This is a genomic window from Lactobacillus rizhaonensis, assembly GCF_036246345.1.
GTDB classification, from domain to species: domain Bacteria; phylum Bacillota; class Bacilli; order Lactobacillales; family Lactobacillaceae; genus Lactobacillus; species Lactobacillus rizhaonensis.
Genome location: NZ_BTTV01000001.1, coordinates 146,073 through 158,455, shown reverse-complemented (window position 1 = coordinate 158,455; position 12,383 = coordinate 146,073). Strand labels below are relative to the sequence as shown.

Annotated in this window: 13 protein-coding genes; 3 read left to right on the top strand and 10 right to left on the bottom strand. The window is 35.1% G+C overall.

Going from position 1 to position 12,383, the window contains the following annotated elements:
* Positions 1-238 precede the first annotated feature (238 nt).
* Entirely contained in the window at positions 239-421 is a 183-nt protein-coding gene (locus AAA915_RS09210) for a CPBP family intramembrane glutamic endopeptidase (RefSeq protein ID WP_420915100.1), read from the top strand.
* A gap of 129 nt (positions 422-550) precedes the next feature.
* Here AAA915_RS09210 and rpoD read toward each other — a convergent pair whose 3' ends face one another.
* The 10 genes from rpoD to rpsU form a co-directional block, all read right to left on the bottom strand.
* Positions 551-1,672 carry an RNA polymerase sigma factor RpoD gene (gene rpoD / locus AAA915_RS00780; RefSeq protein WP_084619548.1) on the bottom strand — a complete coding sequence of 374 codons (1,122 nt, stop codon included), beginning with the start codon at positions 1,670-1,672 and terminating at the stop codon, positions 551-553.
* Between the two features lie 13 nt (positions 1,673-1,685).
* Entirely contained in the window at positions 1,686-3,494 is a 1,809-nt protein-coding gene (gene dnaG, locus AAA915_RS00775) for a DNA primase (RefSeq protein ID WP_338198999.1), read from the bottom strand.
* A 15-nt stretch (positions 3,495-3,509) separates the two neighbouring features.
* Positions 3,510-5,576, bottom strand: coding sequence for a glycine--tRNA ligase subunit beta (gene glyS, locus AAA915_RS00770; protein ID WP_338198997.1), 2,067 nt, complete (start codon positions 5,574-5,576; stop codon positions 3,510-3,512).
* Entirely contained in the window at positions 5,569-6,486 is a 918-nt protein-coding gene (glyQ, locus tag AAA915_RS00765; protein ID WP_046324875.1) for a glycine--tRNA ligase subunit alpha, read from the bottom strand. The genes glyS and glyQ overlap by 8 nt, the downstream gene beginning before the upstream one ends.
* Before the next feature lie 243 nt (positions 6,487-6,729).
* Entirely contained in the window at positions 6,730-7,485 is a 756-nt protein-coding gene (recO, locus tag AAA915_RS00760; protein ID WP_338198994.1) for a DNA repair protein RecO, read from the bottom strand.
* A 1-nt stretch (position 7,486) separates the two neighbouring features.
* Complete coding sequence (gene era / locus AAA915_RS00755) at positions 7,487-8,395, bottom strand: GTPase Era (RefSeq protein ID WP_338198992.1); 909 nt, start codon at positions 8,393-8,395, stop codon at positions 7,487-7,489.
* The gene (gene ybeY, locus AAA915_RS00750; protein WP_338198990.1) at positions 8,395-8,919 is read right to left on the bottom strand and encodes an rRNA maturation RNase YbeY; all 525 of its coding nucleotides are present in this window, start codon (positions 8,917-8,919) and stop codon (positions 8,395-8,397) included. Before ybeY ends, era begins: the two co-directional genes overlap by 1 nt.
* Before the next feature lie 5 nt (positions 8,920-8,924).
* Positions 8,925-9,875: a PhoH family protein gene (locus tag AAA915_RS00745; protein WP_338198988.1), complete on the bottom strand. Its 951-nt coding sequence runs from the start codon at positions 9,873-9,875 to the stop codon at positions 8,925-8,927.
* Between the two features lie 24 nt (positions 9,876-9,899).
* Positions 9,900-10,343, bottom strand: coding sequence for a GatB/YqeY domain-containing protein (locus tag AAA915_RS00740; RefSeq protein ID WP_338198986.1), 444 nt, complete (start codon positions 10,341-10,343; stop codon positions 9,900-9,902).
* Positions 10,344-10,479: 136 nt separating this feature from the next.
* Positions 10,480-10,656 (bottom strand): 30S ribosomal protein S21, encoded by a 177-nt coding sequence (rpsU, locus tag AAA915_RS00735; protein ID WP_009560161.1) that lies wholly within the window; start codon positions 10,654-10,656, stop codon positions 10,480-10,482.
* A 164-nt stretch (positions 10,657-10,820) separates the two neighbouring features.
* On the opposite strand from rpsU, the gene AAA915_RS00730 reads away from it, so the two are divergent.
* Entirely contained in the window at positions 10,821-11,648 is an 828-nt protein-coding gene (locus AAA915_RS00730; RefSeq protein WP_187157218.1) for a pyruvate, water dikinase regulatory protein, read from the top strand.
* A gap of 151 nt (positions 11,649-11,799) precedes the next feature.
* On the top strand, positions 11,800-12,336 hold the full coding sequence (msrA, locus tag AAA915_RS00725; protein WP_338198976.1) for a peptide-methionine (S)-S-oxide reductase MsrA: 537 nt from the start codon (positions 11,800-11,802) through the stop codon (positions 12,334-12,336).
* Positions 12,337-12,383: the final 47 nt, after the last annotated feature.

Sequence of the window (12,383 nt, the reverse complement as noted above, 5' to 3'; positions counted from 1 at the left end):
AATTACCGGGTCAATTTGTTTTGTCATCACTTCAGTAGTTGTGATGAATAAATGGCTATCAAACTCCGGGCTTGAGACTGTGTTCAAGAGCTAAGTATGCTATTCTGGGGTCTATCGCTTTATTTATTATTAACTTTTTGTTTAATGCTTTTAAGTAGCAGATAACTGGGGACAACTGCTCACGAGCAGGGATTTTCAGATCACTACGAAACATATAATAAACTTTATTTGCTAAGGCATAGCAGCCGGTATAGCTGAAGAATGGTTGATGCGTTTTTGTGTTTTAAGCATATTACTCAAGTTACTGCAAAATTCTCGATATCAGATTATAGGAGCAGTTTTACTAGACGGCTTAATCTTTGGAATACTTCATATTGCTAACCTAATAGAGCAGCCAATACCGGCCACAATTTACAAATGATTAATGCAAGTGTAGCTGGTATTACTTTTGCAGCAATGGGATTTAGCTGATAATCATGGAATTTACGGATTAAACTTTAAATAAACAAAAAGACAAGATTTTTTTAAATCTTGTCTTTTGTTTGGCTAATTAATCTAAGAAATCGCGTAATTGATTGGATCTACTTGGATGACGCAATTTACGTAAGGCCTTAGCTTCAATTTGACGGATCCGTTCTCTCGTAACTCCAAACACTTTACCAACTTCCTCAAGTGTTCTAGTACGACCATCATCCAAGCCAAAACGTAATCTTAAAACGTTCTCTTCGCGATCAGTTAAAGTATCGAGTACTTCTTCTAGTTGCTCTTTGAGCATTTCATATGAAGCATGTTGTTCAGGACTAGTTGCATCTTTATCTTTAATAAAATCGCCTAAATGTGAATCATCCTCTTCACCAATAGGAGTTTCCAAAGATACAGGTTCTTGCGCAATCTTTAAAATGTCCCTAACTTTAGAAGTAGGCATATCCATTTCCGCACCTATTTCTTCAGGAGTAGGTTCACGTCCTAAATCTTGCAACAATTGTCTCTGAATTCTAATCAACTTGTTAATGGTTTCAACCATGTGAACCGGAATTCGAATAGTTCTAGCTTGATCAGCAATTGCACGAGTGATAGCTTGCCTAATCCACCAAGTTGCGTAGGTTGAAAATTTGAAGCCTAGGCTGTAATCAAACTTATCTACTGCCTTCATCAGACCCATGTTACCTTCCTGGATAAGGTCCAAAAATGACATGCCACGACCTACATAACGCTTAGCGATAGAAACCACTAAACGAAGGTTGGCCTCAGCCAATTCTTGTTTAGCCTCCTCGTCGCCCTTTTCAATTCTTTTAGCCAAGGAGATTTCCTGATCAGCATTTAGAAGTGGTACTCGACCAATTTCTTTCAAATACATTCTGACTGGATCATTCATTCTGACACTTGAAGGTGCCGACATATCTTTTAATTCAGCCTTTTCAACATCTTTTTGCTTTTTTAGGGCTAATCTCGAAGGATTTCCCTTCTCATCAACAATACTAATGCCATTATCTTCAAATTCCTGAACTAATTGGTCAACTGCTTTTCCCTGTAGTTTATAGGGCTTAATCAATTGAGCAACGAATTCTTTTTCAGTAATAGATTTATCTTTTTTAACATCTTTAACTACCTTTTTGACCATTTTGTCTAAAGACAATTTTTCGGTGTTAGCGGTTTTTCCATTTTCTACCACAATAAGCCCCCCTTTAACCCTGGATCCTTTTTAACTGCAAAATTTTTCGAGTAATACTTAATATTTCATCAGTATCAGTTTTACGCTTGGCATCTTGTAAATCATTCATTAGTTGATGCAATTTAAAATCAATTTTACGCATGTTTAAAGCATTAATTTGCTCATCAATTTCGCGGTCTGAAAAATCCTGGGGCATGTCTGTCATTTCAGCATTAACTATTATACCTTGAAGTTCACTAGGAATAAAATCTAAAAAACTATTAACTCCTGCATTTTCTTGATTTTCACTAAAATTTAACCATAATTCCGCTAATTTTTGATATTTGGGATCTGGAAATAAAAATTGGTGTGATAATAAATATTCACGAGCATGTTCTGAATGAATAAATAAATATAGTAACCGTGTTTGAACAGGATCGTTTTTACTAAAATTCTGTTCAGGTTCTACAGGAGAATCAGAATAATTATTATTTGCTTCTTCAGGTTGCACACCATAATTGTTTTGGTGTCTTCTAGCCGCATTTTGTTGCCTGCGATATTTGGTAAAATTAACTTTGAGTGAATCCTTAGAAACACCTTGTTGTTGGGAGATTTTATCCAAATATAAATCTTGTTCTACTGGATTAGACAATTGAGCTATTTCTTTCACTGCTTCATCGAGATAAGCTAATTTTTCACGGTCATTTGCTAAATTATATTTTTGAGCCAGCCTTTTAAGAAAAAAGTCTGTAGGAGTTAACGCACCTTTAACTTCTTCCTGATATTTTTCCAAACCATATTTCTTAACATATTCATCAGGATCCAGCTTTTCAGGCAGAACTACTATCCCTAAATTAAAGCCACCAATGCTATTAAACATTCTGGCTGCACGTTCTTCAGCATGAATTCCTGGATTATCTCCGTCATAATTAATGATAATATTTTTAGTGATCCTGCGTAACATATATATTTGTTGATCAGTTAAGCTGGTTCCCATCGAAGCTATACCGGATTTAATACCTGCTTTATAGGCCGCAATTACATCCATATATCCTTCGTACAAAATTAAATGTTTTTCATTGCGAACTGCTTTTTTTGCTTCTGCAAAATGAAAAAGAGTTTTAGACTTAGTAAAAATTTTAGTTTCGGGACTATTAATATATTTGGCTTCTGTTTTATCTTGCGAAAGCCTTCTGCCAGAAAACCCAACAACATAGTCTCCTTCATTACTAAGAGGAAACATCAGTCGATCTCTAAAGCGATCAAATAATTCACCAGTCTGAGATTGCACAAATAAACCACTCTCAGCCAAATCTTTATCTTTAAATTTTTGACCTCTTAAATAGGTCAAAAGCAGATTATTCTGTTTAGGAGCATAGCCAATACGAAAATGAGCGATTATTTCATCGTTAAGACCACGCTTTTTGGCATAATTATATCCTGGTCTACCAGCATTTGTTGCAACTAATACTTTATGATAAAAATTTGCAGCCTCCTCATTAATTTTTATTAAAATATTGGAAAACTTTGGTTTTTGGTTATTATATTGCCCAATATCAATGTGACCAAAATCAGCAACTTTTTGAACACTCTCAGGAAATGTGAGATTTTCTTTATACATTAAAAAAGAAAACACATTACCACCTTTGCCACAGCCAAAGCATTTAAAAAATTGCTTTCCTTCATTAACAGTAAATGAAGGAGTTTTTTCTTCATGAAATGGGCAAAGACCAACATAATCTTTGCCTTTCTTTTCTAGAGAAACGTACTGGCTTATGACATTTACAATATTGACATTATTACGAACTTTAGCAATAGTTTCTTCAGGTATAAGACCGGCCATCTTTCCACCTACTTTTTATTTAATGACTAATTTGCTTAAATCACCCAATCGCTTTGAAAGTTGTGCCACATCACTTAGCTGTGCTAAACGATTATTTTTAACAGCTTCATTTTTAGCCATAATCATATTAGTTTCGAAGTAAAGATCGATTACGGGCTGTAATTTCACAAATCCGTCATAAAGATCTGCTAATTTATTAATTTTACTTAAATCGTTAACTCCTTCGGCAAGTTGGATTTCAGTATCATTATCAAATAAGTCCTTGTTAACAATATTCTTACCTTTATATTTTGCCTTTTTCAAAATATTATTAATTCTGATTAAACTTTCTACTACTGGTTTGAATTTATCATCGTCATGATGTAATTGCAAAACTTTTGCTGCAGCTAAAATTTGTATTGGATCTTGCTGGCTTGAAGCTAAAACTGCATCAATTATGTCATATTTATAATTATTTTTCTGTAAGTATTGTTTAATACGATCACGAATAAATAAAGAAATTTCTTCTTCCTGCTCAACTTTTTTAGGTAGTTTAGCCGGAGTTTGATTTTCAAGAGCCGACACAATCTCTGGTAAGACATCATTAAAAGGTAATGACCAATTCTGATTTATTAAGATGCGAACAATACCATAAGCATAGCGGCGAAGAGCATATGGATCGTTTGATGAGCTGGGAATCATACCAACAGCAAAGAAAGTAATTATAGTATCTAATTTATCTGCAATAGATAACAATGAGCCCACAGTTGTTTTTGGCAAATTCCCTTCAGAAGTGGTTGGCATATAATGCTCTTCAATTGCTGCAGCAACATCATCCTTTTCACCAGCCAATTTGGCATAATGCCTGCCCATGACACCTTGCAATTCAGCAAATTCTCCTACCATTTGAGTTACCAAATCAAACTTATATATTTGGCTGGCACGATCGAAATCGCTGACAACTTGCTTATCTAGATGCCATCTTTTTGCTAAGAAATCACCAATGATCTTGACACGTTTCATCTTCTCAGACATTGAGCCAATTTTGTCATGAAATGAAACATTATCCAATTTTTGTACAAAGTGACTTAATGGATATTTTCTGTCTTCATCATAGAAGAATTGAGCATCATCAAGTCGTGCTACCAGAACCTTTTCATTTCCTGAAACCACATTTTCTAAATAATCTTTATTACCGTTTCGCACAGCAATAAAATGATTAATTAACGCTCCATTTTGATCATAGACTTCAAAGTAACGCTGATTATCTTTCATCGAAGTAATAAGAACTTCTTTTGGCATCTGCAAATACTTTTTATCGAAAGAACCTGCAAAAACTGTAGGATATTCAACTAAATTTGTCACTTCTTCAAGTAAACTTTCATCAGGCTCAATTTGCCAATTATTCTTCTCAACCAATTTGTTCATTTGGTCAATGATCATTTTACGGCGTTTAGTTGCGTCAACAATTACAAACTGATCTTTTAAAGCATCTTCATAATCGGTACTATTAGCTAAAACCACACTGTCTCCTAGAAAACGGTGCCCTGCCGTTTTTCTTCCAGCCGTAATGTCAAGAATTTTAACTGGTATTACATCACTGCCATATAGTGAAACAAGCCAATGAATAGGACGGACAAACTCAAAATCATGAGAATCCCAACGCATTTTTGTTGGAAAAGTCATAGACTTAATGATTTCACTCATACCCAACAAAATATCACTTGTTTTTTTGCCCTCTTTTTTTACATGTACGTAGGCATATTCTGTACCTTTTAATTTGTCAAAGTAAATATCGTCAGTAGTCATTCCTTGTCCACGGGCAAATCCTTGAGCGGCTTTGGTCCAATTTTTATCTTGGTCAAGAGCGATTTTCTTCGCAGGTCCCTTTTTTACTTCATCAATATCTTCTTGTTTTTCAGCCAAACCTTCAACTAAAACAGTTAATCTCCGAGGTGTTGAGAAGGTTTTAGTACATTTAAATTTAAGACCTTTTTCTTTAAGAAACTTTTCTGTTCTTTGCGCAAGCTGTTTAACGCTCCGTTCAACAACATGAGCAGGCATTTCCTCAGTACCAATTTCAAATAAATAATCTCTAGCCATTTTCAAGTCCCGCTTTCTTATCTTCTGCTTTTTTCAATAACGGAAAGCCTCTTTTTTCGCGCTCTTCTACAAAACATACCGCTACTTCATGAGCTAAATTTCTGATTCGAGCTAAATAACCCGCTCTTTCAGTAACTGAAACAGCTCCCCGAGCATCAAGCAAGTTAAAAGTGTGTGAACATTTTAAAATATAATCATAAGCTGGTTGAACTAAATTTAGGCCGATTAATTCTTTAGCCGTTTTTTCATAGACATCAAAAAACTGTAAAAGATCTTCCTGATTTGATTCTTCAAAAGCATACTTGGAGTTCTCATATTCAGCTTCTTTGAAAATATCTCGGTATAAAACGCCATTGCCCCACTCTAGGTCAAAAACAGAGTTGACATTCTGTATATAAGAAGCTAACCGTTCCACTCCATATGTGATTTCACTCATTGTGGGTTTAACATCAAGTTCACCAACGGTTTGAAAATAGGTAAACTGACTTACTTCCATTCCATCAAGCCAAACTTCCCAACCAACACCGGCACAACCCATTGAGGGGTTTTCCCAGTTGTCTTCTACAAACCTAATGTCATGCTCAAGTGTATTGATACCTAGCTCTTTTAAGCTATCTAAGTAATATTGTTGAATATTTTCAGGTGCAGGTTTTATCACCACTTGGAATTGATGATGTTGAAACAATCTGTTAGGATTATCACCATATCTGCCGTCAGCCGGACGTCTAGATGGCTCAACATAACATGCAGCCCATGGTTCTGGTCCCACGGCACGTAAAAAAGTATAAGGACTCATTGTCCCCGCGCCTTTTTCAACATCGTAAGAAGGCATTACCATGCATCCCTTTGAAGACCAAAATTTTTCTAATTTAAAAACCATATCTTGAATAGTTAATTTTTTCTTTGCCATTTATATTTCCTTCCTGCATCAGACCATAAAAAAAGCCTATGCAAAACATGCATAGGGACGAGATTTAATCGCGGTTCCACCCTAATTCAGGAAATAATTCCTGCTCTTAATTAAATTGACTAGAGGTGCCTTTTCCCAGATGCTCTCCCACTGTTTAGCACTCGCTTAACAGGTACTTTTTTTATCCTCATTATCGCCAAAATACATTATTATTTTACCATAAAAATCACTGAAGCAGAAGACTCATTCGTTTAATTTAAGTTCATCTAAAAATTTTTTAGTTTTAAGGTTAAGATCAATTGTTTCCTGATAAATACGGTCAATAGCCTTACGGGTCGCCTTTTTTGTAGCAATATTAATTTTAATATCGCCTAACCGTTCAAAGGGAAGTATAAAGATCGTTCTTAAAACAGCAGTTTCCTTTGGTTTTAAATGTAATCGCCCAGGATCTGTATAAAAATGTTGACTACATAAAATGCCACCGCTTTTAATCGAATAATCAAACCCACCTTGTTCTTTACCACAAATAACGCAATGACGCATTTCTGGCTCAACACCATAAGCTTGCAACAGTTGCATTTGTACAATTTGAGTAATCATTTCAGGATCAGTTCCAGTGTTAATTTTTTGCAACGCGAAATTTGCTAGATTATAGTATTTACCCAGATTTTGATATTCAACAAAAGCATGATCTATCAAATCAAGGATAAAAGAAGCATAAGCATTTTTAGTTAAATCATTGAACAAACCGTCAAATTGACTAACGTTTTTATAAGTTCTGAGCGTACTCAGACCGTGACCAGTAAAATATATGACATAAGTTCCATAGGAAAAATTAAGTAAAGATGCGCCTAATTTTGACTTTGGCTTAAGTGCTCCATGAGCAAGTAAAGAAATTATTCCATTATTCTTGGTCATTATTTTTGCCAATAAATCTGCCTCACGGTATTTTTGCCTTTTAAAAATAATTCCCTGCACTTCTTTTAATTGTCGAGCCATTTTAGCTAAGATCCTTTGGATTATAGCCTACTTGCTTTAAAAAGCGCGGATCAGAACGCCAATTATGTTGAACTTTAACCCAGAGATGCAAATTGACTTTTTCACCTAACAAATCCTCAATTTGACGCCGGGAATTAATGCCAATCTGCTTAAGCATCTTTCCGCCTTTGCCAATAATAATCCCTTTCTGACCACTCTTTTCAACATAGATAGTAGCTTCAATCTGCAGTTTATTATTTTCATGCTTATTCATTTGTTCGACCCAAACAGCGGTAGCATGAGGAACTTCTTCAGCAGTCAGGTTTAAAATTTGTTCACGAATTAATTCTGCCACCATGAAATATTCGGGACGATCAGTTACTTGATCTGTTCCATAATATTTAGGTCCTACAGGTAAATATTGATGCAAAACCTGAATCAGATCACTAATTCCTATTCCCTGCGTTGCAGAAACTGGCAAGAATTCCTTGAAAATGTTCAGTTGACGATATTGATCAATTATAGGCAGCAGTGCGTTAGGATTGACTTGATCTACTTTATTAATAAGAAGCAAAACTGGAACTTTCACTTTTTTTAGCAAATCAGCAATATAAGCATCACCTTTACCCATTTTTTCTGGTTCAACCATAAATAAAATGAGATCGACATCGTTTAAGCTAGACAAGCTGGCTTTATCCATATAATTATCTAAATCAAGGTGGGGCTTAAATATCCCGGGAGTGTCAACAAAAACTGCTTGCATATCATCTGTGGTTAAAATACCAGAAATCTTGTTACGCGTAGTCTGCGGCTTACTCGAGGTGATAGCAACTTTTTGACCTACTAAATAATTCATTAGAGTAGACTTACCAACATTTGGTCTTCCTAATAAAGCAACAAAACCAGATTTATTTTTCATATCATCAGTCATTATTTTCCTCTGCCTTCATCAAGTTGATCCGGATATAGTGGTAACCCATAATCCTCTAAAACCTTACCCTGAATTTTAAACATTACTTTTGCTTCATCTGGTTTGATATGATCATACCCATTAAGATGCAGAAAACCGTGAACCAAGGTATAACCAAATTCACGGTCCCAACCTGTGCCATAATCCTTGCTATGACGCATAATCACACTTGGACACATAAATAAATCGCCTATGTCTTCACTGAATTCTGGGTCATTTTCAAATGTACTGTAATCTAATAGGTCTTCGCCATCTTCAATAGCAAATGAAATAACATCAGTCGGTCTGTCTTTGCCACGATATTTTTTATTAATTTCATTGCTTTTTTCTTCACCAACGAAATTGATACTCATTTCCAAGTTATTCTTTTTAGCAATATCATTTTTGGCAAGCAAAAGAAGTTCATTAATCCATTTCTTCCAATCATGCGTTTTATCATCAAGAAAACCAACTTCATCATTGAAAGTAATATCAATTGGGTTCATTAATTTTATTTATCTTCCTTTTCATATGCGTTAATAATCTTGGCAACAACTGGGTGACGAACTACATCGTTAGCTGAAAACCAAATAAACTTTATTTCAGCAATATTTTGCAAAATTCGCTGAGCATCAATTAATCCACTACGTTGTCTTCCAGGAAGATCAACTTGTGTCATATCACCATTAACAATCATTTTTGAATTGAAACCAAGTCTTGTTAAAAACATTTTCATTTGAGCATCTGTGGTATTTTGAGCTTCATCCAAAATCACAAAGGCGTCGTCCAAAGTACGTCCGCGCATATAAGCTAAAGGAGCTACTTCAATAACTCCACGTTCCATTAAATGATCGGTGGTATTTGTTCCTAATATGGCATAAAGAGAGTCATAGATCGGCCTTAAGTAAGGATCAACTTTTTCTTTTAAATCACCAGGCAAAAAGCCTAATGATTCACCCGCTTCAACTGCCGGCCTGGTTAACACAATTCTAGAAACTTCTCCTCTTTTAAAAGCAGCAATTGCACATACCACCGCTATAAATGTTTTACCAGTACCGGCAGGACCAATACCAAATACAACATCATTTTTTTCAATGGCTTCTACATACTTTTTCTGCCCCATATTTTTAACTCTAATCGGTTTGCCTTTAGCATCCCGAATTAAAATCTTTTTGTATAGGTCAGGAAAATATTCTGTAGTACCTTTATCGGCCATTTTCATAGCACTCACAACATCAGCGGGACCAATGTTGATATTGGCATTAACTACATTATCCAAAGCTTGCAGAACAGCTGAAACTTTCTTGATATTTTTATCTTCACCCTGAATGGCAATGCTATTACCAGTGTCAATTACACTAGTATTATAGCCAGTTGATAAAAGATTCAAGTTACTATCATTAACTCCAACTATTTTTTGGATATTTTCGGGATTTTTAGGAATAAAATTGGTTTGGGCCAAATAACTCTGCTCCTTTTCTTGCGTTTAACTTAACTGCTTACGCACCGCATTAGAAGCTGCTTTACCATCAGCTTTACCTTTTATTTTGGGCATCAAAGCTTTCATCACTTTTCCAAAATCGGACTTGCCCTTAGCTTCAGTTTCAGAAATTGCTTGGGAAACAGCCTGATTTAGCTCTTCATCTGTCATTTGCTTAGGCAGATAATTTTCAACAATAGCTAGTTCCTGTTTTGTTTCATCTACTAAGTCGTCTCTATTAGCCTTGGTAAATTCTGCAATTGATTCTTCACGCTGCTTCTTTTCTCTGCTGAGAACTGTCAGTTCTTCATCAGCGGTTAAATCATGACCAGCTTTAATTTTTTCATTCATCAAAGCTGATTTTATCATGCGCACTGTGTTTAATCTTACTTTATCACGTGCTTTCATTGCGTCTTTCATATCTGACATTATTTGCTCAGACAAACTCAAATAAATTCCCTCTTTCTGTGTAAAGTCTAGATAAATTATATCAAATTTGAACCTTAGTTTAAATTAAATAATGCCCTAAACTTTTTATAATTGTAATAAAAAACGACTTCTATCTTTTGATAAAAGTCGTTTATAATTAATAATGTCTACGTTTACGAGCTGCTTCAGACTTGAGTTTCCTACGAACGCTAGGTTTTTCATAGAACTCGCGCTTACGGTATTCTTGTAGAGTACCGCTTCTAGAAACGGAACGTTTAAAACGACGAAGAGCATCATCAATAGACTCGTTTTCGTGAACGACTGTCTTTGCCATATGTGATCCCTCCTTCCATTTCTTGACGTTACCGTCATACATTTAACTAAATTATATCAAACATCAACAATCGGTCAATACAAACGTTCAATATTTTTTAGAAAAAAGTTAATCTGTTAATGACTTTTGTTAAATTGTATAATAAATGAAAAAAGGAGTAAATGATGGCTGAAGAAACACCAAAAAAAGAAGTTAACATTATAATTATTTCAGATTCTGCAGGAGATACAGCGTTCAATAATGCTGTAGCCGCCGCAGCACAATTTCCTGACGCGCAAATCACTTACAGAAGATATCCTTTCATAATTAACAAAGAAAAATTAGAGGAGACTTTTGAAGAGATAATACAATACCCTAATTTGTTACTTATTTACAGTCTGGTAAAAGATGAAATGCAAATACCAGTTATTCGCTTTGTCAGAGAACATCACATCGAAAGCGTAGATATTCTGTCGCCTGCAATTGAGTCTATCCAAAAATTGACTGGTCTTAAGCCCGAGCAAAAAATTGGTGCTCAGCACAAAATGAACCAAAAATACTTTGATCGGATTTCAGCAATGGAGTTTGCTGTAATGTATGATGATGGGAAGGATCCTAAAGGATTTTTGGAAGCAGATGTTGTTCTCCTAGGAGTTTCAAGGACTTCAAAAACCCCTCTATCTTTATTTTTAGCAAACAAAAACTTGAAAGTAGCAAATTTACCGCTGGTGCCTGACACCCATATTCCTAAAGAAATATATCAAATTGATCCTAAAAAGATTATCGGTTTGACTAACGATTTATCCGTCTTAAATGAAATTAGGCGTGAAAGAATGATTTCTTATGGTTTGAGTCCTGATACCTCTTACTCTAATACTGATGCGATTAAAAAGGAATTAGATTCTGCGCAAAAACTCTATGATAAATTAGGCTGTTTTGTAATTAATGTTGCGCACCGCTCAATTGAAGAAACAGCAGCTATCATTATGAATCATTTAGGAGTACAAAAATAATTTCTAAGGAAATATTTTTAGCTGAAAATAGCTTATTTAATAAATCGCCAAGTTTAAAGAATCTCTAGGCTGATTAATTGCAGTAAGGTGGCTCAAAAAATAAAATAGAAGTAGGCAATAACAGATTTTAGTTCATAGAAAGGGCCAAATTATGCAAGCAAATAATGAAAAATTAGATACTGCGATTTTCGCTGGTGGGTGCTTCTGGTGCATGGTTAAACCTTTTGATTCACTGCCTGGAATTAAAAAAGTGATTTCTGGATATACAGGAGGTCATGTCCCTAATCCTACTTATGAGCAAGTTTGCACTGGAACTACTGGTCACACAGAGGCGGTGGAAATAACTTTTGATCCTAAAATTATGTCATATCAGAAATTATTGGACTACTACTGGCAAGTAACTGATCCTACAGACGCAAGCGGACAATTTCAGGATCGTGGAGATAACTATCGTCCAGTAATCTTTTATAATTCACCTGCTCAAAAAGAAGCAGCTGAAAATTCAAAAGAAGCTTTACAAAAAAGCGGCAAATTCGATGACCCCATTGTTACTCAAATTGAGCCAGCTAAACCGTTTTATCCTGCAGAAGATTACCATCAAGATTTTTACAAAAAAAATCCTTTCAGGTACAATCTTGAAGAGTCCGGTGGTAGAGCAGATTTTATAAAAAAACATTGGCAAAAATAACCAAAGTTTTGCCCAAAAGTGCTTTAAATTTTGGGTAGTTGTGTTAA

Bases quoted from the DNA above. Each gene is read 5' to 3' on its own strand.
- ybeY (WP_338198990.1), bottom strand. From the start codon at position 8,919: ATGAACCCAATTGATATTACTTTCAATGATGAAGTTGGTTTTCTTGAT.
- era (WP_338198992.1), bottom strand. From the start codon at position 8,395: ATGACTGATGATATGAAAAATAAATCTGGTTTTGTTGCTTTATTAGGA.
- AAA915_RS00730 (WP_187157218.1), top strand. From the start codon at position 10,821: ATGGCTGAAGAAACACCAAAAAAAGAAGTTAACATTATAATTATTTCA.
- dnaG (WP_338198999.1), bottom strand. From the start codon at position 3,494: ATGGCCGGTCTTATACCTGAAGAAACTATTGCTAAAGTTCGTAATAAT.
- recO (WP_338198994.1), bottom strand. From the start codon at position 7,485: ATGGCTCGACAATTAAAAGAAGTGCAGGGAATTATTTTTAAAAGGCAA.
- msrA (WP_338198976.1), top strand. From the start codon at position 11,800: ATGCAAGCAAATAATGAAAAATTAGATACTGCGATTTTCGCTGGTGGG.
- glyQ (WP_046324875.1), bottom strand. From the start codon at position 6,486: ATGGCAAAGAAAAAATTAACTATTCAAGATATGGTTTTTAAATTAGAA.
- rpsU (WP_009560161.1), bottom strand. From the start codon at position 10,656: ATGGCAAAGACAGTCGTTCACGAAAACGAGTCTATTGATGATGCTCTT.
- glyS (WP_338198997.1), bottom strand. From the start codon at position 5,576: ATGGCTAGAGATTATTTATTTGAAATTGGTACTGAGGAAATGCCTGCT.